We start from the raw sequence: 25,130 nt of genomic DNA, 5'->3' as shown, positions 1-25,130 counted from the left end.
TCAAGGTCGAGCCAAAAATTTTTTAAGTCGAATTATATATAAAAACCGGTTACACTCATGCACGAAGTACGAATTGGTTGTGCATTTTTACCAATAACTATAACCATAATTTCTTGCAATGCAGAGCAACTACGAAAAGCACACTTTGCGAATTTCTCGCGTAAATAAAAAAAGAAATCTGAATCTCCTTAGAAATTCAAATTTCTTCTATCTTGTAAGTATTTATTTAATGTAAAACATTCCTCAATCGTCTGACCACACACTGAATATACTCTGTATTCGATGGTTTGTTCTGTATTGAGCCTCTCCATTCTGGATTCTTGAGGTATGATATCTCCTTATCTGGCCTTGACCATACCCGTTCTATTACGTTTCGAATTGATTTTTCCACACCACTTACTGATGTCTGATATACTTGTGCAACCTGCGGATAAACATCATTCGTTATCTGGATTGACGTACCATTGGGAACAGCCAACAGAATCCCAATTGCTCTTGCAAGATATTTGGTTCCTTTTCGGTCCGGCTCAAAACCGCTTTTTATCAGTTCACCCCATGCCAGTACATACTGAATTTCGGTTTCTTCCTGTTCCGTATAGATTACCTTTCTTCCATTATGATATTCGCTTTCTCCATCTGCAGTCGTTGGTGCGGTCAGCTTAATTATTTCAATAATTTTCTTTGGTGAAAATAATTCGTTATTTTTCTTATAAACCAAATCTATATCTAACTTATTGATGCTATGCAGAAAATGCTCCGAACCATAATTTGTTGTTACGATAATTTCCGGATGTTTCTTTAACTTCCGTTTCATCTCTATAATGAGATGGATTCCGTCACCTTCTTCTAACTCCAAATTTACAATTACTGCATCTACTTCCTGTTCTGTCAGAATATTGATTGCATCACTCTGCCGCCCCGTTACCGCTACCAATGCAAATTCTTCATCCCGGGCTATTTCTAATGCATATTCCTTGCACAAAAGTTTATCACTTTCTACAAGCATGATTCGAATCATTCTTTCTTTTCCTCCCTCAGCATTCCGATTCAGCTTCCTAGCTGTTTTGTGGAATCTACTCCCTGTATCTATACAATGCTACAGATATATATTTATATCATTTTGTCAAAAAAATCAATACCCTTTCTCTTTTTCCTTCTTCCGCAGTGCTTCCTTAAAGCCCTTCAGGGCATCGAAGGGCATAAACTGCTTGGCACGGTCTTCGATGTCCATTTTCTCTCTTCTCAGATTCTCTCTCTCATTCCAGCCGGATGCGTTTTCCTGCTGTCCGGCTCCCATGGTGTCTCTTCTATACGCCACTCTTATGCCCTCCAATCTGACCGTTTCGTTCTATTGTCGTTGCACTCTCTTCCAAATTCATTCCCTTTAAAATAGCATTCCTGCCGTAGCGCTGCTTGATGGAGATTGCTGCACGCTGTGCCTTCACATCCTTCTCTGTCTCTTCCGGGTCTGAAAACAAATCAAATTGCTGATAATCTTCTGCCATTACGCCGGTATAAGTCAATGTAATCCGCCGGATATATGCTCCCGGTCTTACAATTCTCCGATAAAGCTGCTCTACATAAGACAGCAGCCGGCGGTTGGAGCTGGTTGCACTGCGCAACGTTGTGCTTCCCTTCGCCGGTTCAAAGCATTTCTGATTGCTGTAACCGATTACCAGACTGATATGGGATGTTACAAGGCCCTGGTCTACCAGGTCAAGGCACAATAAATCTGCCATCTCTTTTACCACCAGTACACCTTCCTCGTACTCATAATCCCGCGGCAGCACCTGACCGCTGGAAAAGGATGTATTCTTCGGCCGATATGCCTTGATGTCCGCTATCGTTACCGGTTCTCTTCCCCATGCGTGATCAATTAACAGCTCTGCATCTATGCCAAAAGCCTTATATAATAAAGACTCTCTGGCATGGGCAATCTCTTTCATTGTACAGATGCCCATATTCGATAGACGCTCTACCGTTCCACGCCCCACCCGCCAGAAATCAGTCAGCGGTTTATGTTTCCAGAGCTTCTCCCGGTAGCGTGCTTCATCCAGATAGGCAATCCGGTCTGTTTCATGCTTTGCCATAATATCTAAAGCAATCTTCGCTAAATAGAGATTGGTTCCTACTCCACAGGCGGCAGGAATCCCGGTCGTATCTAAAATATCCTGCATAATTTTTCTGCCCAGTTCCACTGCTGTCATCTGATAGAGATGCAGATAATCCGTCACATCCAAAAATGCTTCATCAATGGAATAGACCTGAATATCTTCTTTTGCAATATATTTTAGATATACGCCATAGATTTCCGCTGCATAATCAATATATAGCTGCATACGGGGTGGTGCCATCTTATATGGAATTTCTTTGGGAATCTGAAAGACACGACACCGGTTGGGAACTCCCATCTGCTTTAACGCCGGTGATACGGCAAGACAGATGGTTTTCTCTGAGCGTTCCGGGTCTGCGACTACCAGCCTGGCAGTCAGCGGATCCCATCCCCGTTCCACGCACTCCACCGATGCATAAAAAGATTTTAAATCAATACATAAATAGATTTTATTTCCATTCATATCAATGCCTTTCAAGAACATTTGTTCTTGTTTTATGTTAGCACATATGTTTGGATTTTACAAGAGGAATTCTTATACAGGATTTCCACTTTCTGCTTCTAATAATACGGTTCCAACCGGAAATGCTGTCCGAAAAATCTTTCTTACCAACGGACCTGCAATCAGAAGCTGAAACGGCAGTGCCATAATAAAATTCTTTGGAATATTGGTAAGCCAGATAATCAGAAGCATATTCCATGCTCCGCTTTTTACGCAGGCTTCCAGTCCACCGTATAAGGACATGAAAATTACCATCGGAACTACCATACAATAGGAAACTGCAATCACTTTTTTCGTTGTGCTGCTTTCCGGTTTTACCAGAAAACGAAATGCAAATCCCTTTGCAATTTTAGATACCAGAAGCCAATCCAGACACATTGCGCATACATATGCCAGCGGGAATCCCAGCCAGCCTTCTCTTATTACTTCCATATTCAGTGTTCCCATATGCAGTGCTACATTATACATACTCATCCATAATACCATGGTAAAACACATTAACACCGTATAAATCAAACTTTCTCTCTTATGCATTGGCATAATCATTACCTCCATTTTTCTTTCATTAAGTCGTAAAGCTACCTATTAGTTCAAAACGAAAGTGAAATCAGAAAAGGAAATTTACACGGCAACTTCCTCCTCTTCCGATTTCACTTTTATTTTATGCTTAGGAAATATTCTGTAACATCATCTCTGTCATTTGCAGAAATGCTTCCTTCTGCTCCGGTGTAAAATCCTTACACATATCTTTTACAACCAGTGCTTCCTTCTTCGCAATCTCCTTATGAATTCCACGGGATTTCTCCGTACAGGATATTTTCTTATAACGCCGGTCATTCTCACTTGGTGCACAGATTAAAAATCCTTTTGCCTCAAGCCTTTTTATAATTCCCGTCATTGTCGGATGTGTCACCTGCTCGATATGTTCTAAGTCCTTCTGATTTACTTCTTCCACTCCATTATCTTCCATCAGACTGACTTCGCCTAATACCCGAAGCTGAACGGCAGTAATTCCGATTTCTTCTGCCCATTCATCCATTTTGCGACGGAATGCCCGGTCTATAATTGCAATCCGAAGTCCAAGCGGCATCTTCACTGCCATAATTTCACTCCTTTTAGGTAGCTTTGCTACTTATTATAAATGTTTTTCAAAAAATGTCAATCTCATTATTCTGTCCGGAGTGCTGTTACCGGGTCACTCTTCGATGCTTTCTTTGATGGGATCAGACCACCCAGAAGTGTCAAAAGGATACTGAGTAAAATCAGCACCAGTGCCGGAACTACCGGAAGCACCGCACTTACATCGGTTGTATTTGCAAGATTATGGATAATCGCATTGACCGGAATAATCAGAAGCAGTGTAAATCCGATTCCAATCAGTCCGGCACACAGTCCGATAATAAAGGTCTCTGCATTAAATACCTGGGAAACATTCCGCTTCGATGCTCCGATGGCTCTTAGGATTCCGATTTCTTTTCTTCGCTCTAACACACTGATATAAGTAATGACACCAATCATAATTGAAGATACCACCAGCGAAATTGCCACAAATGCAATCAGTACATATGTGATAATATCCACAATATCGGTTACGGAAGACATCAGCGTTCCTACCATATCGGTATAGGTTATCACCTGCTCGTCCCTGCCTTCCTTTTCCATGCGGTTATTGTATGCATCTAAAATTTCTACCACATGCTCCTTGCTTTCAAAATCCTTCGGATAAATATTAATTCCGCTTGGCACTGCAAAATCCACATAGCCTAATTTCTTTAAGTTATTCTCATAGGTTGTTCCGGTTGCAGAACCCATAGACATCAAAAGCTCTGTCAGCTCATCCTCATTCATATTAATCTGAAATGCATTTAAAAATGCTTCTTCATCCACCTGCATGCCGGATGCCATGGCACTTTGCAGCTTGTTTCCCATCTGTGTCACTGCCTGCTGCATATACTGCTGTATTGCCGTCATCATCTGCTGCTGTACTGCATCCACATTCATAACATTCGAAAGTCCGGCTGCAATTCTCTGCTGACCATCTGCTGTATTCAGATATGCCGCAAAAGAATCTCCCAATTTTGCCGGGTCAGGTAATCCATTATTCTGTGCATAAGTCTGATAACCTGCAAATAATTCAGAAGACAATTTCTGCATCTGCTCCTGCGTAATCTCAATATTTCCACTACCTGTAAATATCTCAGATGCCCACGCTGTTATGATCCCCTGGGCTTCCTCTGTCTGCAAATATTCTGCTAAGTACTCATCAAATTTCTCCGGGTCGGTATAACCATGGTCTATGACATACTGCTGATATCCACCCATAATCTGCTGGATGAGGCTCTGTATCTGCTCCGGTGTAATAGTTACCATGCCATTTGCTGTAATAATCTCTTTGATATTATCGGATAAAATTTTCCGGGCTTCTTCCGTATTTAAATAGTTCATAAAATACTGGGACAGATTCGAATAATCTGCCTGCGGATTATCCTTTGCATACTGCTGGTAGCCCTCTAAGAGACTGCCTGCAATTGCCTGCATTTCTTCCGCAGAAATTGACTGACCCATGGAAGAAGCATCCATGGAAAATGCTTCGGACAAATCGGCACTTCCCATATCCCCCATAGAATTTTCCAACCCGCTTAAGGCACTTTCATCAAAGGAAAATGCTTTTTCCAATGCTTCACTGTCTACGGTAAACAATGACTGCATATCAAATCCGTTTTCCTTATCTACCTCACCAAACACTTCATTGGTAAAGACATTTACGGATGGATTTGCAAGCTGCTGTTTTACTATCTCACTCTTTGCCGATTCCTCTGCCACATGCTTTGTCAGAGATTTTGGATATGCAATTCCTGTATTTAAGGATGCGGCATTACTTCCTTCTGCCGGCTGCACCACACCTACAATCGTAAGGTCTTCGCCATCTGCCACCAGTTGTTTCATAAAATCTTCATTATCCGACTTATTCTTCCAGACCTGATACTCTTCATCATAAGTATAATAATCCGCACTGTTCACCAGCTTAAACCGGATTCCTACCAGATCTTTATAAGTATAAGTTCCAAAATCAGATGGCGTCTCGATATTTTCCTCACTGGCAAACTGCTGTATCATTTCATCTAATTCCAGCGGGTCACGAAGACCTAATGTATACAGTAAAAAGTCACTAATTCCGCCATTGGAAGTAAGCACCACCACACACTCATTATAATTTTCCGGCCAGCGTCCTTCCTTAATATCATACTGCTTTTCATATAACTTACTGTTTTCCGGCATCTCATAAAAAACATCCGTGCTCATCATGGATGACATCAGACTATTGGAACCAGATGAAGTTCCAAGACCTACTGCATCAAAAGATTTGTCCGGATTTACCTGACGTATCCCGTCTTCATTTTCCTTAAAAATCTGCGGACTGATATTATAAGTATACTCCACCGCTGTAGTATACTGCTCAATTCCACTGTCTCCTTCATCAAGATACTTTTTCAAAGCCTCCAGGTCATTAGATGCCATCGTGGAAAACATATTGGTTACCATCTTAATGACTTTTACTTTATCCCCGGAATTTTCTTTATCTGTTTTGGCATTTCCGTCATCACTTTCCGTATTCTTTTCAGAATCTGCCATTCCAAGACTCATGGATGCCAGACTGAATCCCGTACTCTGAATCTGCAGCGGATATTCGGATAAGGTCTCTTCCTCTACATTTTTGATGTATTTATTTACACCGGTAGAAAGAGATAATATCAGTGCAATGCCGATAATTCCAATAGAGCCTGCAAAGGAAGTCAGCAGGGTTCTTGCCTTTTTCGTTTTTAAATTATTAAAGCTTAAGGACAATGCCGTAAGAAATGACATGGAGGATTTTCCCATGTTTTTATGCTCCGGTTCCTTCAACATTTCTTCATCCACTTCATAAGGATTGGAGTCAGCACGAATTTTTCCATCACTTAATCTAACAATTCTGGTAGCATACTGCTCTGCTAATTCCGGGTTATGGGTTACCATAACTACCAGCCGGTCTTTTGCCACTTCCTTCAGCAAATCCATGACCTGCACACTGGTGTCACTGTCTAATGCTCCCGTCGGTTCATCTGCCAGCAGAATATCCGGGTCATTGACCAAAGCTCTTGCAATGGCTACACGCTGCATCTGTCCACCGGACATCTGGCTTGGCTTCTTGTGTAACTGGTTTCCCAGTCCCACCTGCTCTAATGCCGCAACGGCTCGTTTCTTCCGCTCTGCCTTACCGATACCGGAAATGGTCAATGCCAGTTCCACATTTGCAAGTACCGTCTGATGGGGAATCAGATTATAACTTTGAAACACAAAACCAATGGTATGGTTCCGGTAAGAATCCCAATCCCTGTCCTTGTATTTCTTCGTGGATATTCCATTGATAATCAAATCTCCGCTATCATAACGGTCGAGTCCTCCGATTATATTAAGCAATGTGGTCTTTCCCGAACCACTCGGCCCGAGGATTGCCACGAACTCATTATCCCTTAAATTTAAGCTGACATCATCCAGTGCCTTCTGCACCAGACTTCCGGTCTTATATTCCTTATAAATGTGTTGAATCTGAAGCATATGATATTCTCTCGTTTTCCATTTTTTATTTTTCTATTTTACTTTTTCTTTCTCACTCTGTTTTTTATATTACCTTATTTTGAACATTTTTACATCTCACTTTCGAAAAATATCATGGTTTTCATAAAAATTTTAGAAATACCCGTAAGTGCAGAACAAAGAATATGCCTTGGCACATTCTAGCGCCTGCGGCGGTCGCTTGCGACATCTACCTTATACGCCGCAGTGCGCATCCTCGCGGAGTGTTTTTTACTTTACAGGAAAGCAATTTCCTGTAAAGTAAAAAGAGGACTCTGTTTTCTGACCTGCCGCCAGATTCCAGAATCCTCTTTTCTTTTTCTTTATCTTCTAATCAAATAATCCAATGTGATATTTTACCTTCCGGCAAATCTTCCATACCAGAAGTACCGGCATTGCCAGTACCAGATAAGCACAGGAAAGAATTCCTACTCCACCACCTAAGATTATCATAATCCAGATAAAAATATTCATTTCTTACACCTCGCATATTATTATTTTATGTATTTAATATGCGGGTGCCAATGCTTCCTTCTTTCCGTCCGCCTTCCGCTCAAACCTTGCTAACATCAGGCTCCTTAGTACATTATCGCCATGCTTCTTCCGATTCCTCTGAATACGTCCCATAAAAAGCTGTGGCAGCACCACCAACAGCAGCCAGAACATCATTCCAATATTTCTCCTATGGTTCGCCAGTCTACCGCTGCAGCCTAGTGTCAATGCCGCAATGCCTGTATTCTGCATCTGCTCCTCTCTGGATAACATCTTATCCGGAGTATCTAAAAGACGGACATTCTTTAATTCTATGTAATTTACTGCAAAGGCTTCTTTCTCTGCCGGGGAAACCTGTTCTGTTCTGGTGGATGCGCCTGCAATGGCTACCAGAAACAGGATGCTCCACAGCAGTGCCAAATGCCTGATTATCTTTTTCCGATACATCTGTCTCATTCCTTACCCTGTGATTAAGCTTAGTATATGTCGCAGGACAGCTTCCGTCAAGAGTTGATGCAGCCAGATGGGCTAAGGACAGAGAGAAAAATACAAGCACAAATTTGCGCCGGTTGCCAGCCGAAATCAAACACAATATCGAAATTCTTATGTGCCCTTGCAGATTCCAGTTCGCATCCGCTTCCGACGGACAGACGGGGTGAGCAGTCAAAGCAGCGGAAAGACAATTTATTATCAGAAAAAACACTTTCAAGAACGATAACGCATTTCATCAAAAACTTCTTCCCGGACACCGGCGCAAATTTGGCTTATTTTTTTAACTCTCTCACTCCTCTGACCATCTGGATGACAACGGTCGGAAGTGCTGCCAGCAGAATAATCTCAATCACAGCAGGACCAGACAATGATTCTACTGAAAATAATCCCCGGAGCAGCGGTACAAAAAGCACCAGTCCCAGCAGCACGCTTCCAGACACAAATGCAAGGATACTGTATGGATTTCCGGTAAAGCCCAATGCAAAAATGGTCTTGTTTCCACGACAGTTAAATCCATGGAAAAGACGCGCCAATGTCAGTGTTGCAAATGCCATAGTGGATGCCATTGCCGCACCTTTTCCATTTCCGATATAAAATGCTGCCATGGTGGATGCCGCAATGCATAAGCCCTGCAACATAATTCGCCGGAATGTCTCTCCAGATAAAATTCCTTCCGATGCCTGCCTTGGTTTTTCTTCCAATAAACTTTCATCCTGCGGTTCCACGCCAATGGCAATTGCCGGAAGGGAATCTGTCAGCAGGTTAATAAACAGTAAATGCACCGGAGCAAATGGAACCGGAAGCCCCAAAAGGGATGTATACAATACAGATAAAATTCCTGCCATGTTGCCGGAAAGTAAAAATAAAATAGCATTTTTTATATTACGGTAAATGTTTCTTCCGTTCGTTACTGCTTTAATAATCGTAGCAAAGTTATCATCTGTTAATATCATGGCTGCCGCATCCTTTGCCACTTCCGTTCCGGTTATTCCCATGGCTACTCCGATGTCTGCCTGCTTTAATGCCGGTGCATCATTTACACCATCTCCGGTCATGGAAACGATATTGCCCCTCTTCTGCCAGGCTTTTACAATCCGTATCTTATGCTCCGGTGACACTCTCGCATAAACAGATATTTTATCAATCTTTTCTTCCAGTTCTTTTTCCGGGCAGGCATCCAGCTCTGTTCCGGTTAATGCCAGATCCCCCTCTTCATAGATTCCAATACGCTTTGCAATCGCAACGGCTGTGATTTTGTGATCTCCGGTAATCATTACGGTGCGGATTCCCGCCCGCTTCGCATCTGCTACTGCCTGTATGGATTCTTCCCTTGGCGGGTCTGCCATGGCAGCTAATCCTAAAAAGGTAAGTCCATTTTCATTTTCCACCGTCAGTTCTCCCCCGGACTTCTTACATGCAAATGCCAGTACCCTGAGTCCCTTTTCAGAAAAATGCTGATTCTGCTTCTGGATTTTTGCGATTTCTACATTATCCATCGGTCTTATCTCTTCTTCATATGCCACATTTATGCAACGGTTTAAAAGGACATCTACTGCTCCTTTTGTAAAAATAATTTCTTCTTCGCCATGCAGCCGGTATTTACTGCTCATGCATTTCCGTTCAGAATCAAATGGAATTTCTTCTAATCTCGGAATCATATTTCGAATCGTTTCTTCCTGTATGGTAAGCTGCCCTACATTTTCCGTTCTGTCCTGATTCAGGCGGACTTCGTGGAACATTTCCAACAGGGCAGATTCTGTCGGATCTCCCAGTACTTTTCCATCCGTTATGCTGGCATCATTATTTAAAATAGCATTGTATAAAAAAAGCCTTTGCAGGCTGGACTCCAAGGTCATCTCATCCGGTTTACAAGTCATACCATTCAGATAAACCTCTTCCACATGCATCTTATTCTGTGTCAGTGTTCCCGTCTTATCGGAGCAGATTACCGATACACAGCCTAGGCTTTCCACAGCTTTTAATTCTTTGACAATGGCGTGCTCCTTTGCCATTCTCCTGCTTCCCATTGCCTGCACAATTGTAACAATGGAGCCTAATGCTTCCGGTATTGCCGCTACTGCCAGTGCAACAGCAAACATCATGGCATCAATGACCGGCATCTTCCGGTAAATGCCAAGGCAAAAGACCAGTGCACAGATTACCATAATCAGTATTGCCAGCTTTTTGCTGAAAGAATCAAGACTTATCTGAAGCGGAGTCTTCCGCTCCTTCGTCTGATTCATCAACCCGGCAATCTTTCCTAATTCCGTATCCATTCCTGTTGCTGTTACAAGTACCTCCGCTCTTCCATATGTTACAAAGCTTCCGGAAAATACCATATTTTTCCGGTCTGCCAACGGTACTTCTTCCGGCAATACTTCTTCATTCTTTTCTACATTGACAGACTCTCCTGTCAGTGAGCCTTCATTGACCTGCAGGGAATAATTGCGAAGAATTCTTCCGTCTGCCACAATCATGTCCCCTGCTTCTAAGATTACATAATCCCCGGGCACAATCTCTTTGGATGCAATCTCCTGACGTTTTCCATCCCGGATAACCCGGGCCGCTGGTGCCGCCAAATCCTTCAAACTATCCAGTGATTTTTCTGCCTTCCTATACTGTATCGTACCAAGAACAGCATTCATAAGTAATACCAGAAAAATTACGATAGTGCTCTCAACATTTCCGGAAAACATGGAAATAATTGCTGCAATAATCAGGATTATGACCATCAAGTCACAAAACTGACTTAAAAACACCTGCAGCAGACTCTTATGTCTGCCCTCGCTCAGCCGGTTCTCGCCTGTCTCTTTTCGTATTCTTTCTACTTCTTCTTCTGTTAATCCTTTTTCCCGAAAGCCAAACATTTCTTCCAACTGCTCTTTCGTACAATTCCAATATGCTTTCATATACGCTTAACCTCCTGCTTTTTATGTTACCGGGTATCAACCATGCACAACAAAGAATGTGCCTTGGCACATTCCCGCGCCTGCGGCGGTCGCTTGCGGCATCTACCTTATACGCCGCAGTGTGCATCCTCGCGGAGCGTTTTTTACTTTACAGGAAAGCAATTTCCTGTAAAGCAAAAAAGGAACGAGCACTTTTACCGCATCAAAATAATACGGTAAAAGTCTCGTTCCTCTGCAGTGTATATTCCGGTTATCCCTCTTCAGATAACGTGATGACGAAAAATACAACACCGGCTATCCGGTGCGAACTACTCCCTGATACGCCATCATCATAACATATACCTTTTGTCTCCGTCAATGCCTATTTTTCTGACTCTTCCCAGTAACAACAGGTATCCTTTCCTTTATGCTTCGCTGTATACAAAGCTTTATCTGCCTGCCTGATACTGTCTTCATAGTTATAGCTGTCTTTTCTAATCAGGGTGATTCCAACACTACAGGATACCGGAGTCGGAAGCTTCTCCCGCAGCTGTTCCTGCATCCGAACCAGTCTCTTATCCAAGGTTTTCTTTGAGCCAAATCCTTTAAACAATACTACAAATTCATCCCCACCAAGTCTTCCTATATAATCGGTACAGCGGAAGCTTTCATGAATGGTATCCACAAAAGTACGCAATACTTTATCTCCATATGGATGTCCCTTGGTATCGTTAATCTGTTTAAAATTATCAATATCCAATATAAGAAGTGCACACACTTCCCCTTTCTTTGCTTCTTCTAATACATAATGGCTGGTATATTGTTCAAATATCCGCCGGTTCAGTACGTTCGTCAACGGATCGGTATTGGCTGCACGCTCCTGTTCCTGCTGACGGCGTTTCTGTCCATCTATATCCTTAAGATACAGCAGTGCATACATATTTTCTGTTACCTGCTCCTGAAATACATGTACGGTAAGCTCCATCCAGTGGTAACTTCCTCTTGCCATCCTTCTGCGAAGCTGATAATTCACAGTAGCCGTTCCACTGTTATAATTATAAACCATCTTTTCCTGCTCTAATACATCATAGCATCCAAACTGGTCTTCCTCTAATACCAGTTCATCAATATGACGGTTGAAAACCTTCATATAATTTAATGCTTCCCGCTCGCCCTCTGCTACGTAATCTTTCCAGAGTCCACCACTGCTTTGAATCTTACCATTACTCAGGTCTACCTCAGCATATGCCACGGTCTCCGACAGCATTGCCTGATAAAAGTCCTCTCTCTGTAAATATTTTAACTGGATATTCTGATGATCTTCAATCTGATAAATAGTAACTATCCTCAAATTTTCATCCTGTTTCTGGTCTCCGATTTTACAGATATCCAGACGGAACCATTCAAACTCATCCTGCTTGTTTTTTAAAAGAATTTCTAATACCTGATCCTCTTTTCTATATTCTACACCGGTAAACGCTGCGTGAAATACATCCCGGAAATGGGGATGTACCATTCCATCCTCCCAGCTTTCCGGAAATCCAACCTCTTTTAGCTGATTTCCCTTTAACATAGAACGATTTGTATGGAAATAAATGGTATGTTTCTTCTCATTATACTCCATACGTTCATATTCCTGACTCTTTAAAAATTTTTTCCGAATCATATCATTATTGATACGATGATATCCTTTTAATGTATAGACACCATTTTCCTGATGACCAAGCACTCCAACACAGCGTACTGTCACTTTTCCACGTTCCGGATGATTCCAGGTATATTCCATCTCAATAATCTTTCCGGTTGTAATAATATCATGTAATGCATTCTGTACATAATCGTAATAACCATCACTGATGTTATCATACCAGAACCTGAAATATTCCTCGCTGTTCATAATGTCGTCTATGCCCAGAATGCTGCGCATGCTCTTATCCACATACAGACGGTTCTTTCCATTGACCGTATCCAGTTCCAGCGTCCACAGTCCCAGTTTTACAGACTGTAATATATTTTCTTCCTTCAGCATACCCGTCATACGGGCTATCATTTCACTCTTTACATCCATCATTCCGTCACGAATCAGTATATTTGAAATAAAAGGACGTATTCTGGCAAGAAAAGTCTTATCATTTGGGCGGTATTTCGGATTATCCACACCAATAAATCCAAATAAATGACCTTCATTTAACAATGGAAGAAGCATCAGCCTGCGTATTTCCTGATGCACTAATATTTTCCACAAATCCGGTGCTGACTCCCGATACATATCCACATCTTTGATAATAACCGGTCTGTCTTCCTTCAGACTGCCAATCACCAGTTTTACCCGGTCACCCGGTACTGATGCGAGGTAAAGCTGCTGGCTCTGAATCTCATTTTCACACCACTCACAGACATTGCTCCAGCTATCTGCCTCTTTGGAATATAAAAAGATATAGCAGCGGTCTGCCTGATAAAATTCCCCGGTATGATGAAGAAGTTCACTGATGATATCAGCTTCATTTTCTTTTTCTTTCGCCTCTTCCAAGGCTTTCACAATGCCCTTTTCCACTTCTAACTGTTCTTCCAGCCTGCTCATGGAAATATTGATGGTATTCATGTCAATACCTATCTGAAGGCGTGCTGCCTTATTGCCCCAGTTTACTAATTTATCCTTCATCAACATCTGGGTTCCTAAGAATTCATTATTTGCATATCTGGTCAAAAACTTCTTATGCTTTAATTTTGCCATATTACAATCTGGGCACGGTTCTTCCCTGCCCTCTAATACCTGATAACATTTCTTGCCGGCATAATCACTGACGCCGCTGATTCGTTGTCCGGCAGAGTTCATATAATATAACTCATAGCTTTCCGCATCTATGACATAGACCATCTCTTCTAACTGGTCTAATATTGCTTTATAATCGGTACCATCTCCTGCTTCCGGCAGAATCACTGTGCTATTCCCACAATCTTCCTGCCACCGTTCTTCCTCTACATGTCCAAAAATATACTGTTTTTCAAACAGCTCTTCTTCAATCGGTTTACTGAAATAGAACCCCTGTAAAACTTCAGGTGCAAGCTCTGCAAGTGTCTGTAATTCCTCCGGTGTTTCTACCCCTTCACATACTACCCGGATCTGTGCACTTCTTGCCAGTTCCAAAATATTACGAAGAAGCCGGTAATTGTATGCACTCATATTAATCCGGCTGACAAAGCAGCGGTCAATTTTAATCTCATCAATTGCCAGACTCTTAAGATAACTTAAGCTGGAATATCCGGTTCCAAAATCATCCATGGAAATCTGTATACCACGCTTGCCCCACTGATAAAATAACTGATTGTATTTGGTATAATCCTGTAACTGCATGCTTTCTGTCAGTTCCAGAATAATAGCTTCTCCGGGAATTCCTTCCTGTTCTAATAAATCATAAATGTACTGGCTTAAATCCGGCTGCTGTAACTGTATATAAGAAAGATTAATACTCATACGGAATTCCGGATTATAACGCCGCCACTTTGCACACTGGGCAATGGCTTCCTTTAATACCCATTTTCCCACCTGCACAATCATTCCGCTCTGCTCTAATATTCCAATAAAAAGATTTGGTGACACTACCCCATGATATTTTGAGCGGAAACGGAGCAGTGCCTCTGCTCCCACTACTTCATAATTACTCATCCCAATCTGTGGCTGGAAGAGAAGATAAAATCCATCACACTGGTTGCGGATACTCTTTCTGATTTCTTCTGTTAAGTCAATAACCGACAACTGTTTCTCATAATCTTCTGCTGAGAAAAGAATCAACCGGTTCTTACCGCTCTTCTTGGCACGGTCCAGAGAACTTTCCGCATAGTTAAACAGTGTATTGGCATCCTTGATTCCGGACATCGGATAGCAGACTGCACCTGCTGAAAAGGTACAGTTCTCCATCATCTTCATCTGTATATTCTGGTATACCTCACGCACAGCCTCCATATCATATCCCACAAAATTAACTGCAAACCGGTCACCATCCAGACGATAAATTTTTATGTTTTCATCAATACTATTTTCCAGAAGAGCCGCAATCCTCTTTAAAATAAAATTACCATGGCCTCTTCCATATTTCGTATTGATATTTTTAAAATTATCCACACCAAGAACAAGTAAAACACCTTCTTTTCTGCTGTTCAGCATTTCATCCAGATGTTCCATTAATTTAGTACTATTAAAAAGTCCGGTAAGTGAATCTGTCTTTCCCAAAAGGACAGTATCTGATGTTCTTCCCACCATTACATAAGGAATCCCGGTCTCATCCAGTTCAGCTTTCCCACGACAGCTGATCCAGACCAGATTGCTGTTTCTGTCTACCAGCCGGTATTCCAAATCATGTATCAGGCTTTTTCCAGAGCAGATAGATTCCATATCATTAACCCACTGGTTTAAGTCTCTTTCATATACAATATCTTTCCAGTCATCTATGCCGCAGCTGTTGTTTTCATCCATGCGCAATGCATATCTCTTTGATATATCATTGCTGGCGAAATAAAATTTACCCTCTTTTAAATCTGCCAGAAATAAATAATCATCGGTACTTTCACTTAATAACTGCAGAGTCTGGTAACATTCCGCAAATCCTTTTTTCCCTTTAAACAATTCATCCAGCGTATTCTTCTCCTGCATAGCCCCTCCAAAAAATATATATTTTTCTGTCTATACATTCCTTCCTGCATTATTTAATTGTACATCAAATTATCGTTTTTTACAATATTTATTCAGAAAAGTGTCATAAAAGCACAACCGTATTCATCCGGCATCCGATGGCAGGCTGTCCGCTGCACACAATACACCCCAGCCCAGCCTTGGATTTGGGAAAAAAGAATATCCCGGCAGTGGTCTTGCTCCCCGGATGAGATATGCTTTTATTTTTTCCCCATATAAAAAAGCATCATGTTTCTCTACAATTCCCCATTGCATAAAAAGTGCTGCCGTCCCGGTTACAAATGGCGTTGCCATTGAAGTTCCGCTTCGTACGGTATAACCGCCGCCCGGTGCACAGGATTCAATGTCCACCCCTGGCGCACAGATGTCCGGTTTCACCTGATTGGTCTCTCTGGTGAACCCTCTCCCGGAAAAGGCTGCCACCTGATTATATCTTGCATCATAGGCCCCCACCGAAATTACCTTATAGGCAGTGGATGGAATTGTAAGCGTTGTCTCTTCTGTGGGATATAAAAATCCGGTTGCTTCTCCGATGACCGCAAGGGAAGGCAGCCACATATTATAGGCCCCGGTTACAATCTTTTCCGGTATCAGCGTTATTTTATAGATTCCGCTGTCGATATAATTTTCCACCGGAAGAAAATCAAAATAGATTTCCTGAAAAGGACTGAAAGGGCTTGGTTCTCCAAAATATAATAAAACCTGCGTTCCTTCGATAGTAAATCTCTGGGGGCCCTGCTGCTGCCGGATAATCCCCACCGTTTTCCCACTGGGATGTGTCATCCGGATGGAAAAAATATCCGCATAGGATTTCCAGATTTGTAAGCTTAACGCAGGCTCATATTCTCCTACTGCAAATTCCACTTCCTGTTCTCTTCCCATTACAAGCTGCCCGGAGGTATGCCCTCTGGCACTGCCTTCATTTCCGGTGCCAATCACCAGAACCGATTTCCAGTAATTTGCCATATCAGATAAATAGGTTTCAAGAAGAGAGGTTCCATCATGGGAACCATAGGTATTGCCAAAGCTTATATTTACTGCCACCGGCTGCTTAAGTTCCAGTGCTTTCCGGAGAATATAATCCATTCCAAGCATCAGCTCTGTTGTCCTTGGAAAGGAATTTTTTCCCGGTGTGCCAAGCTTTACCACCAGCAAATCACTTTCATATGCCACGCCCCGGTTTCTTTCATTGGATGATCTTCCATTTCCCGCTGCGATTCCTGCCACATGGGTTCCGTGCCCGGATAAATCCCGGCTGGGGCAGATACGGTACCCCTCCTGTATATCCTCCTGCTGCAATGCATCATTAATTATATTCCGGTCATATTCTGTCCCGAGCCGGAATCCGGCCGGTGGATTTCCTGCAATGGTCTGATCCCAGATTGCCAGAATCCGGCTGCTTCCATCTTCCTTTCTAAAATCCGGGTGTCTGTAATCGATGCCACTATCTAAAAATGCCGTTATCACACCTTTCCCACTCAATCCCGTTCCCCCTAACCCCATTTTTCTTGTATAAAGGGACGTAATGCAGGAGGCTTTGATTCCCTGCTGTACAGAGAAAAAGAGCCTCTTTGGTTTTTCCATATATTCAATTTCTGTCCGGTCTGTTACCGCATCCATCAAAGCCTCCGGCAGCCGGATAACTGCATATTCATTGCTCAGTTCTGTAACTTCAATATCCGGAAATATCTCCTCTAATTTTCTGAGACTTCCGGTATATTTTACAATGACTTCCCATGTGTCCGTTTCTTCCTGATATCCTACATTTAAGCTTAAGGACTGCTGTCTTTCCTCTTCCGTTGCATCCAGTGCCAGATTCAGTAAGTTTTCCCGTTTCGAACTGTTCATTCCATCTCCCGGCAATTTCTTTTATTACTACTCTATCGCAATCCTGTATTTTTATGCACTTCTTTTCAGCTTATTGTACCAATACTTTTTCATACTCTGCTGTCTCTTATTGTGGTGTTACGGTTCCGTCATCCTGCACCGTTACGCCAAAGGAAATGCTGTTGATATAGTCATTCAACTGCTGCTGTTCTAATTCATTCATCTGTCTGGTCTTTCCATTTTCTGCCTTTGCTCCCACCAGCTTATAAGAAATTGCACCATCCTTATCCACTACCATTTCCACTGCCATGGTGCGCTCAATGCTGCTGCCAAAAACAAAATTGCCAAGGCTGTAAAACACCGGCTTTCCGTCGATATATTCAATGCCCTGCAGACAATGGGAATGTGCACCAAACACTACATCTGCACCGGCTTCGATATATTTCTGTGCCAGCGTTCTCTGATATGCCTCAGGTTTTTCCTGATGTTCCAAGCCCCAGTGGACATAAACCACCAGCACATCACACTGACTGCGTGCTTCGGCAATGGCATTGACAAACCGCGTTTCATCATAAGTAGAAAGGACTCCCGGTACTGCGCTTTCTACATTCCAGCCGGCAACCGGAAGTACACGGGATGCTGCAAGAAATCCATACTTTTTCCCATTTACTTCTATTACCTGCACTTCCTGCGCCCGCTCTACGCTGTCCCCTGCTCCGGCATATAAAATGCCCTGTCCATCTAATGTTGTAAACGTATCACTCAATGCTTCCCTTCCATAATCGAGGATATGATTATTTGCCAGAGTGACCACGTCCACGCCCATTTCCTTTAATGCGGCTGCATAGGATGGGTCTGTGCGGAAGGTATACTGCTTATCCTCCATCTGGGTGCCCCGGTTACTAAACGGAAATTCTTCATTTACCATGGTAATATCTGCATTTACAAGCAGCTCTTTCATGCCATTATCTATGACAGCGTCTATGCCTCCGGCATCATAGTTTGTTTTAAAAGAATTGGCAAAAAGTACGTCTCCGGTAAACATCAGTGTTGTATCTTCTGTTACATCTGTTGTTTCCGTGTTTTTCCCAATCTTCTTATCTGCATCTTCAGAAGCAGCATCCTTTCCGGCTTCCGCATCATTTTTACCGTCAGTTTTATCACTGGTCTTTAAATCGGATTCTCCATTTTTATCCTTGCTGTCTTCTGCAGCTTCTGTCCCTGCTGTTGTGGCAGTCTGCCGGCTGTCCTTCTGGCGGATGCTTCCACCGTGATGGGCTGCATATATCATTGCTGCACCCAGCAGAATCACACACACTATAGAAACTATATATAATGCAATCCGAACTTCTTTCTTCATTATTTTATCTCCTTTTTTGTAGTCATGTTTCCGTGACTATTTTACCAATGAATGAGCATTTCGGCAATCGTTAAAATTTGTATACTCCTTTTGCCTTTAAACTGGCATGGTCATATTTGTTATATCTGGCTATTTTAATCAAACCACATTTTACATATGATAGGGAAAACGATTTGCAGATCACATACCAAAGAAAGGATTTACTTTATTATGAAAAATACAAAGAAAATGGTTACTGCGGCCTTGCTTGCTGCATTTACCTGCATTGCAACTATGATTATTAAGATTCCTACACCAACTTTTGGATATATTCATTTAGGAGACGGACTGGTACTCCTATGTGGTATTATCTTAGGACCTGGAATTGGTGCACTTGCCGCTGGTATCGGCTCTATGTTTGCTGATATTTTCTCCGGCTATATGACCTGGGCTCCTGCCACTTTAATCATCAAGGCTCTGACCGCATGCATCGCCGGACTTCTGTTCCACAAACTGCGTCTTAACATTTCTTCCAAAGCTAACCGCAGTGTCCGCGTTGTTATCGGCGGTATCGTAGGTGAGACTCTTATGGTTCTTGGCTACTTCCTGTTTGAAGCTGGTCTTGCTGCATTTGCCAGCGGTTCTTTCTCCTCCGCTGCTCTTGCAACCGGAATTGCTTCTTCTGCTGCAGGTATTCCATTCAATATCGTCCAGGGTGTTGTCGGCATTATTCTCTGCCTGATTCTGCTCCCGGTTTTAAGTAAAATCAATGATGTAAATGAGTGGGTTTCCAAGTAAATAATTTTATAAAAAATGATAGCAGGCAATGTCTTTTCACATTATCTGCTATCATTTTTATGCTGGCAGCCCGCAAAGGGTGTTTCTCATCGTTTTTCAAAAATTACATCAACATTTCCCACATCACAGTTTATATCCATATCATAATCTGCGTCATTGTCGATTTCTTTTTCTCTGCCAAGTCCGGAAACGGAAATATCTCCTACTTTTATAGAACCAACATCACAGCTTAAACTATAATTGTAATCCTGCTGCTCTCCGGTTAATTTCAATTCCATATTTCCCACATTACAATTGGCGTCTAAATCACCTTTTACTTCACCGGCAAAATCAAGATTTCCGGCATCCACATCCAAGCTTGCATATGCTGTCGTCAACAGTCCTTCTTTTATATCAATATCTCCTGCTCCTACTTCAACTGAAAGTTCCTCTAACTCAAGCTGTTCCGGCACTTCAATGACCACCTGTAAACGATGCACTCCATCGCCCCAATATGCTGCATGGGAATTTTCGCTGATTATTAAAGTTCCATCTTCCAATGCAGTCTCTACCTCAGCATTTTTAGAAGTTGTTATTACCTTAATCTCTTTGCCTTTTCCTTTGACTACTTTCAACATTCCTGCATCCATATCGATATCAAGTGATTTCACATCTTCCAGTGCAAATGCAGTCTCTTCTGTACTGGCTGTTCCTTTATCCTGTCCTTCCCAGTCAGTTATATCCCAATGAAATGCAAATTTATTATTTTGCACTGCTTCTACAAATTCCCGCATGGTTCCACCGGTTGCAATTCCAATTCCTAATACCACGCAGCCTAAAAGAAAGCAGCCTAATGCAATACCAAAAATAATTTTTAATGCTTTTTTCATGCGCAAGCGCCCCCTTTCTTCTTAAACAGTGACTGCCATAATTTTGCAATTCCTTTTGCAAACCATGGAAGAAACTTTCCACATACCAGAACCAGAAGTCCGGCCGCACATAATCCAATTGCAAGCATCAGAAGTCCGGCTCCCATTGAGATAAAGCCTAAGGAGATTGCTCCTGTCACCAAAATTGTAATTGCCACACCGACTACCGCTACTCCACCAATTACACAACCAACTGCTATTCCAAATAGTCCTCCGATAATTCCTGCTAACGTTCCACCAATTGCTACTAAAATACAGCCCCAGATTGGTGAAGTAAGCACCAGCAGGATTATAAGCAGAATATTTCTTGTGGTATTGTCTTCCCTCTGGATCGTTCCGTTATAATTCTGCTGCCCCATATTCTGGCTCGCTCCGTTATAATTCTGCTGCCCCATATTCTGGCTTGCACCGTTATAATTCTGCTGATTACCGGAAGATGCTGTCTCACTATTATTGCATCCTGGGAAATCTGCCCGGATGGTTGCTGCCACTTTTTCCGGTGATTCTAATTCCCGGATTATTTTTTCTTCATTTTCTTCTCCTGCATCTTCAAAGTAACTGGTATAGTATGCAATTGCTTCCCGTTTTTCCTCTTCCGGAATTCCTTCTAATAACTGCTCCAGCCTTCTCATAAACTCCTGTCTGTTCATATCTTCTCCTCTCCGGAAAATAATTCTGTTATTTTCGAAGAATAATTTTCCCATTCCTTTCGATAATATGTTAATCTTTCATTTCCATTTCCAGTTATCTTATAATACCTTCGGTTTCTGCCCCCACATTCTCTGTCATATACTTCCAGACAACCGTCCTTCTGCAATCTTCGCAGCACCGGATACAGCGTTGATTCTGACACTTCAATGGCTTTCCGCACATCCTGCGTAATCTTATAACCATAAGTACCTTCCTCATCCTTTGATACTACAGCTAAAACAATTGCATCCAGAAGTGCCGCGCCTGTATTAAATACCATGCAATCACTCCCTCCAGATTTTCATAAATATAATATTATTTTTAATGTATTACTATTTTATATTCAATACTATATATCATATAATATTATTTGTCAACCTATAAAACCTGTCACTGGCAGCCTTTTACGAATGCCGGGCAAGAAAAAAGAATGTGCCTTGGCACATTCCCGCGCCTGCGGCGGTCGCTTGCGACATCTACCTTATACGCCGCAGTGCGCATCCTCGCGGAGCGTTTTTTACTTTACAGGAAAGCAATTTCCTGTAAAGCAAAAAAAGAGCCTTGCTTCGTTCTTTTCAAACAACCAAGACTCTTTTTCTCTTATTTCTACATTCGTTTCCTGTTTTCTATTTTAATTATTTTCCGGCAAATACTTTTTCTACCACTTCCGGAAGCTGTGACAAATTTTCAATTTCCGGTACTTCATCATCAATTGTGCCAAATCCATATGCTGCATGGATAAAAGCGACTCCTGCCTTTTTGCTGGATTCGTAATCGCTCTGGATATCTCCCACATACACTGCATCGGTAAGTGCATTCCTGGATACTACCAGGGCTATATTATCTTCTTTCTGTTTTTCATTATTTCCATAGCATTCTATATCCGAAATATATTTTCCTAAGTTATAATAAGAAAGAAAAGCCTCGATATATCCGCTCTGACAATTGCTTACGATATAAAGTTCATATTTTTCCTTCAGCTTTGCAAAGGTTTCTTCCACACCCGGATATAACACCGCACCATGCCCGGACAGATATTCATTTTCATATTCGCCACATTTATCTAAAAGTTCCATCCGCTCTTTTTCCGGCATATCCGGGAAAAATTTTGCTGCAATAACATCCATTGTTTTTCCCATGATTCCACGAAAATCCTCTACAGTCAGAGGTGTACGGTTCACTTTTTCCTGTTTTAATATTTCATTCCAGGATTCTGCCACACCGACTGTAGAATCCCACAGAGTTCCATCCATATCAAAAATTATTCCCTGCTTCATTTTTCTTTCCTTCTTCTATTTTTCTGTTTTCTATTAGTTTTCTATTAGTTTTTGAATTTTTTGTTCAATTTTATTCCTACATGGTGTATAATACCATTATTATTAAAAAAATTGCAAGGAGATTTCTTATGAGTCAGGAAAAAGTTGACCGTTATAAAGAACAAAAGAAAAATCGTAAAAAAATAATGAAACAGGAGAAATGCAAGCGTTATCTGGGTTATACCGCTACCGTTGTTGTCATTGCACTTATCATAGGCTGGGCAGGCTTCTCCATTTATAAAAATCATGAAGCAAATAAACCGGTATCCTATACAGAGGTAGATTTAAGTGCTCTTACGGATTACTATTCCAATCTGCAGGTGGACTAATTTGAGTGGAACAGATATCATCCAATTAGTAAGTCTTGTCATACTGATTCTTTTATCAGCATTCTTTTCTTCTGCTGAAACCGCCCTTGTAACCGTTAACCGGATTAAGATGCGGACCTTGGCAGATGAAGGAAATGTAAGGGCAAAGCGCGTGCTTGCTATCACGGATCATTCATCTAAGATGTTAAGCGCTATTTTAATCGGGAATAATATTGTAAACTTATCCGCCTCTGCTATTTCTACAGCACTTGCCATCCGCATTTTCGGAAGTGTTGCTGCCGGAATATCAACTGGAATTTTAACTGTTTTGATTCTGATTTTCGGTGAAATCACTCCAAAAACAATTGCTACCATACATTCCGAAAAACTGGCATTGGCGTACTCCGGAGTTGTCAGCTTTCTTATGAAGGTTCTTACTCCTGTCATCTTTATTATTAATATGCTTTCCCATGGCTTCTTAAAGCTCCTGCATATTAATCCTGATGCCAAGAAGCAGACCATGACAGAAGCCGAGCTTCGTACTATCGTAAATGTCAGTCACGAATCCGGTGTTATTGAGAATGAAGAACGCAATATGATTAATAATGTGTTCGATTTAACTGATTCTGAAGCAAAAGAAATTATGGTTCCCCGCATAGATATGACTTTCGTAGATGTCAATGCCAGCTACGAAAAATTATTAGAGATTTTCCGGGAAGCCAAATATACAAGATTACCAGTATATGAAGATACCACGGACAATGTCATTGGTATTTTAAATGTAAAGGATTTATTGCTCTATGATGACCGGACGAATTTTTCCATTCGCTCTATTATGCGGGAACCGTTCTTTACATATGAGCATAAGAATACTGCTGAATTATTAAAAGAAATGCAGGCTTCTTCCCTCAACATTGCTATCGTATTAGATGAATATGGTGCAACTGCCGGTCTTGTTACTTTAGAGGATTTATTAGAGGAAATTGTAGGCGAAATTCATGACGAATATGATGCCAATGAAGAAGCTGATATTACTGCTTTAAGTGAAAAAGAATACCTGGTCAATGGTTCCATGAACCTTTATGATATGTGCGAAAAACTGGGGATTCATTTAGAGTCAGAAGATTATGATTCCATTGGCGGCTATATCTTAGAACATTTAGACCATCTTCCGGACGAGGGAGAATCCATTACCACAGAAAATGGAATCCTGCTCCGGGTTGAAAAAATGGATAAGAACAGAATCGAAAAGGTATATCTGAAAACTCCTTAGGGAGTTTTCGATATACCTTTCTTTTTCTATCATCAGTCATCTGCATACGGAATATGATAACTGAATTTACTTAATCTTACATGATATGCGCCATCATAATTTCCCACAAAAGTTGTACTTACCAGTCTGGTATAATGTAATTCATACAATTCCTTGTCCACTCTTACTGCATCTGCAATATCATAATCCATCGGCCAGTAATATCCCATAGTTCCATCATCAAAACTCATCACTGTCCAAAGCGGATACGGGCATGGATTTGCTGGTTTTGTTTCCTCTGCCGGCTGTTCTGTCGGTGTCGTTGCCGGAGTTTCTGACGGTGTATCTGATGGTGCTGCCGGAGTTTCCGACGGTGTATCTGATGGTGCTGCCGGAGTTTCCGATGGTGCATCTGATGGTGCTGCTGGAATTCCACCGACAGGTTCCTGTCCCCCGGATGTCGTTGCGTTTTTCTGAGCTGAAGGGGCCGGCCCTCCTGCAGTTGATGCCGGCTCTGTTGGTTCCTTTCCCGGTGTCACTTCCTGTGTTCCCTTTTTATCGGTTTTCTCATTCTTTCCCTCGGATTCATCCGGCACTTCCTGCTTTGCCAACAGAACCTCTTCTTTCTTCTGCTGAAATACCTCCTGCAATGCTTCCGTCTTACATACCACAACTCCTGTTGCAGTATGCTCCTCTGCTTCGTGGAATTTTCCTATGGATGTTTTGTTTAAAACATGATTACTGCTCTTCTGTACGAAAAATGTACCACCAACTACAGCTGCCACTGTAAGCAGACAGCCTGATAAAATCAATATTTTTTTCTTTGGATTCAATTTTTCATAACTCCTTTCACTTTTCTCCAACTATACCATAAGTCATTTTTATTGTGCAACCAATTTCT

At 41.8% G+C, this 25,130-nt stretch carries 20 protein-coding genes; 3 read left to right on the top strand and 17 right to left on the bottom strand.

Features of this window, described 5'->3' with window-relative positions; genetic code table 11:
- Positions 1-226 precede the first annotated feature (226 nt).
- The 12 genes from DWV68_RS08490 to DWV68_RS08445 form a co-directional block, all read right to left on the bottom strand.
- Entirely contained in the window at positions 227-1,018 is a 792-nt protein-coding gene (locus DWV68_RS08490; protein WP_118057168.1) for a sporulation initiation factor Spo0A C-terminal domain-containing protein, read from the bottom strand.
- Between the two features lie 114 nt (positions 1,019-1,132).
- Positions 1,133-1,318: a hypothetical protein gene (locus DWV68_RS14320; RefSeq protein WP_147326048.1), complete on the bottom strand. Its 186-nt coding sequence runs from the start codon at positions 1,316-1,318 to the stop codon at positions 1,133-1,135.
- Positions 1,308-2,576 carry a Y-family DNA polymerase gene (locus DWV68_RS08485; RefSeq protein WP_118057247.1) on the bottom strand — a complete coding sequence of 423 codons (1,269 nt, stop codon included), beginning with the start codon at positions 2,574-2,576 and terminating at the stop codon, positions 1,308-1,310. The genes DWV68_RS14320 and DWV68_RS08485 overlap by 11 nt, the downstream gene beginning before the upstream one ends.
- A 72-nt stretch (positions 2,577-2,648) precedes the next feature.
- A complete protein-coding gene (locus tag DWV68_RS08480; protein WP_118057167.1) occupies positions 2,649-3,155 on the bottom strand; it encodes a DUF2798 domain-containing protein in 507 nt (168 codons plus the stop codon).
- Positions 3,156-3,282: 127 nt separating this feature from the next.
- Positions 3,283-3,717 (bottom strand): MarR family winged helix-turn-helix transcriptional regulator, encoded by a 435-nt coding sequence (locus tag DWV68_RS08475; RefSeq protein WP_118057166.1) that lies wholly within the window; start codon positions 3,715-3,717, stop codon positions 3,283-3,285.
- 65 nt (positions 3,718-3,782) lie between these two features.
- Positions 3,783-7,211, bottom strand: coding sequence for an ABC transporter ATP-binding protein/permease (locus DWV68_RS08470; RefSeq protein WP_118665509.1), 3,429 nt, complete (start codon positions 7,209-7,211; stop codon positions 3,783-3,785).
- A gap of 348 nt (positions 7,212-7,559) precedes the next feature.
- A complete protein-coding gene (locus DWV68_RS14560) occupies positions 7,560-7,703 on the bottom strand; it encodes a hypothetical protein (protein ID WP_197420839.1) in 144 nt (47 codons plus the stop codon).
- A gap of 33 nt (positions 7,704-7,736) precedes the next feature.
- Entirely contained in the window at positions 7,737-8,168 is a 432-nt protein-coding gene (locus DWV68_RS08465) for a hypothetical protein (RefSeq protein ID WP_117947664.1), read from the bottom strand.
- 317 nt (positions 8,169-8,485) lie between these two features.
- Positions 8,486-11,122, bottom strand: coding sequence for a cation-translocating P-type ATPase (locus tag DWV68_RS08460; protein WP_118665507.1), 2,637 nt, complete (start codon positions 11,120-11,122; stop codon positions 8,486-8,488).
- A gap of 361 nt (positions 11,123-11,483) precedes the next feature.
- A complete protein-coding gene (locus DWV68_RS08455) occupies positions 11,484-15,752 on the bottom strand; it encodes an EAL domain-containing protein (protein ID WP_117698822.1) in 4,269 nt (1,422 codons plus the stop codon).
- Between the two features lie 123 nt (positions 15,753-15,875).
- A complete protein-coding gene (locus tag DWV68_RS08450; protein WP_118665505.1) occupies positions 15,876-17,639 on the bottom strand; it encodes a S8 family peptidase in 1,764 nt (587 codons plus the stop codon).
- 106 nt (positions 17,640-17,745) lie between these two features.
- The gene (locus DWV68_RS08445) at positions 17,746-18,978 is read right to left on the bottom strand and encodes a CapA family protein (RefSeq protein WP_118087665.1); all 1,233 of its coding nucleotides are present in this window, start codon (positions 18,976-18,978) and stop codon (positions 17,746-17,748) included.
- A gap of 210 nt (positions 18,979-19,188) precedes the next feature.
- On the opposite strand from DWV68_RS08445, the gene DWV68_RS08440 reads away from it, so the two are divergent.
- Positions 19,189-19,755, top strand: coding sequence for an ECF transporter S component (locus tag DWV68_RS08440; RefSeq protein WP_118665503.1), 567 nt, complete (start codon positions 19,189-19,191; stop codon positions 19,753-19,755).
- A gap of 86 nt (positions 19,756-19,841) precedes the next feature.
- Here DWV68_RS08440 and DWV68_RS08435 read toward each other — a convergent pair whose 3' ends face one another.
- The 4 genes from DWV68_RS08435 to DWV68_RS08420 all read right to left on the bottom strand — a co-directional run bounded on the left by DWV68_RS08435 (position 19,842) and on the right by DWV68_RS08420 (position 22,630).
- Positions 19,842-20,624: a DUF4097 family beta strand repeat-containing protein gene (locus DWV68_RS08435; protein WP_118665501.1), complete on the bottom strand. Its 783-nt coding sequence runs from the start codon at positions 20,622-20,624 to the stop codon at positions 19,842-19,844.
- Complete coding sequence (locus DWV68_RS08430) at positions 20,621-21,313, bottom strand: DUF1700 domain-containing protein (protein ID WP_197420838.1); 693 nt, start codon at positions 21,311-21,313, stop codon at positions 20,621-20,623. Before DWV68_RS08430 ends, DWV68_RS08435 begins: the two co-directional genes overlap by 4 nt.
- Positions 21,310-21,633 (bottom strand): PadR family transcriptional regulator, encoded by a 324-nt coding sequence (locus DWV68_RS08425; RefSeq protein WP_022244385.1) that lies wholly within the window; start codon positions 21,631-21,633, stop codon positions 21,310-21,312. Before DWV68_RS08425 ends, DWV68_RS08430 begins: the two co-directional genes overlap by 4 nt.
- 355 nt (positions 21,634-21,988) lie before the next feature.
- On the bottom strand, positions 21,989-22,630 hold the full coding sequence (locus tag DWV68_RS08420; protein WP_117698828.1) for an HAD family hydrolase: 642 nt from the start codon (positions 22,628-22,630) through the stop codon (positions 21,989-21,991).
- 128 nt (positions 22,631-22,758) lie between these two features.
- Here DWV68_RS08420 and DWV68_RS08415 point away from each other — a divergent pair, with 128 nt between their 5' ends.
- Positions 22,759-22,998: a hypothetical protein gene (locus tag DWV68_RS08415; protein ID WP_022244383.1), complete on the top strand. Its 240-nt coding sequence runs from the start codon at positions 22,759-22,761 to the stop codon at positions 22,996-22,998.
- Between the two features lies 1 nt (position 22,999).
- Positions 23,000-24,250: an HlyC/CorC family transporter gene (locus DWV68_RS08410; RefSeq protein WP_117698829.1), complete on the top strand. Its 1,251-nt coding sequence runs from the start codon at positions 23,000-23,002 to the stop codon at positions 24,248-24,250.
- 32 nt (positions 24,251-24,282) lie between these two features.
- Here the strand turns inward: DWV68_RS08410 and DWV68_RS08405 are convergent, their stop codons facing one another.
- Positions 24,283-25,062, bottom strand: coding sequence for a hypothetical protein (locus DWV68_RS08405; RefSeq protein WP_117698830.1), 780 nt, complete (start codon positions 25,060-25,062; stop codon positions 24,283-24,285).
- Between the last annotated feature and the right edge of the window lie 68 nt (positions 25,063-25,130).

Source organism: Roseburia sp. AF12-17LB (assembly GCF_003479605.1).
GTDB classification, from domain to species: domain Bacteria; phylum Bacillota; class Clostridia; order Lachnospirales; family Lachnospiraceae; genus Roseburia_C; species Roseburia_C amylophila.
Note: the sequence above shows the minus strand (reverse complement) of the source record. Positions and strands in the feature narration are given on the sequence as shown.

Bases quoted from the DNA above. Each gene is read 5' to 3' on its own strand.
- DWV68_RS08490 (WP_118057168.1), bottom strand. From the start codon at position 1,018: ATGATTCGAATCATGCTTGTAGAAAGTGATAAACTTTTGTGCAAGGAA.
- DWV68_RS08485 (WP_118057247.1), bottom strand. From the start codon at position 2,576: ATGAATGGAAATAAAATCTATTTATGTATTGATTTAAAATCTTTTTAT.
- DWV68_RS08480 (WP_118057167.1), bottom strand. From the start codon at position 3,155: ATGCCAATGCATAAGAGAGAAAGTTTGATTTATACGGTGTTAATGTGT.
- DWV68_RS08475 (WP_118057166.1), bottom strand. From the start codon at position 3,717: ATGGCAGTGAAGATGCCGCTTGGACTTCGGATTGCAATTATAGACCGG.
- DWV68_RS08470 (WP_118665509.1), bottom strand. From the start codon at position 7,211: ATGCTTCAGATTCAACACATTTATAAGGAATATAAGACCGGAAGTCTG.
- DWV68_RS14560 (WP_197420839.1), bottom strand. From the start codon at position 7,703: ATGAATATTTTTATCTGGATTATGATAATCTTAGGTGGTGGAGTAGGA.
- DWV68_RS08465 (WP_117947664.1), bottom strand. From the start codon at position 8,168: ATGTATCGGAAAAAGATAATCAGGCATTTGGCACTGCTGTGGAGCATC.
- DWV68_RS08460 (WP_118665507.1), bottom strand. From the start codon at position 11,122: ATGAAAGCATATTGGAATTGTACGAAAGAGCAGTTGGAAGAAATGTTT.
- DWV68_RS08455 (WP_117698822.1), bottom strand. From the start codon at position 15,752: ATGCAGGAGAAGAATACGCTGGATGAATTGTTTAAAGGGAAAAAAGGA.
- DWV68_RS08450 (WP_118665505.1), bottom strand. From the start codon at position 17,639: ATGAACAGTTCGAAACGGGAAAACTTACTGAATCTGGCACTGGATGCA.
- DWV68_RS08445 (WP_118087665.1), bottom strand. From the start codon at position 18,978: ATGAAGAAAGAAGTTCGGATTGCATTATATATAGTTTCTATAGTGTGT.
- DWV68_RS08440 (WP_118665503.1), top strand. From the start codon at position 19,189: ATGAAAAATACAAAGAAAATGGTTACTGCGGCCTTGCTTGCTGCATTT.
- DWV68_RS08435 (WP_118665501.1), bottom strand. From the start codon at position 20,624: ATGAAAAAAGCATTAAAAATTATTTTTGGTATTGCATTAGGCTGCTTT.
- DWV68_RS08430 (WP_197420838.1), bottom strand. From the start codon at position 21,313: ATGAACAGACAGGAGTTTATGAGAAGGCTGGAGCAGTTATTAGAAGGA.
- DWV68_RS08425 (WP_022244385.1), bottom strand. From the start codon at position 21,633: ATGGTATTTAATACAGGCGCGGCACTTCTGGATGCAATTGTTTTAGCT.
- DWV68_RS08420 (WP_117698828.1), bottom strand. From the start codon at position 22,630: ATGAAGCAGGGAATAATTTTTGATATGGATGGAACTCTGTGGGATTCT.
- DWV68_RS08415 (WP_022244383.1), top strand. From the start codon at position 22,759: ATGAGTCAGGAAAAAGTTGACCGTTATAAAGAACAAAAGAAAAATCGT.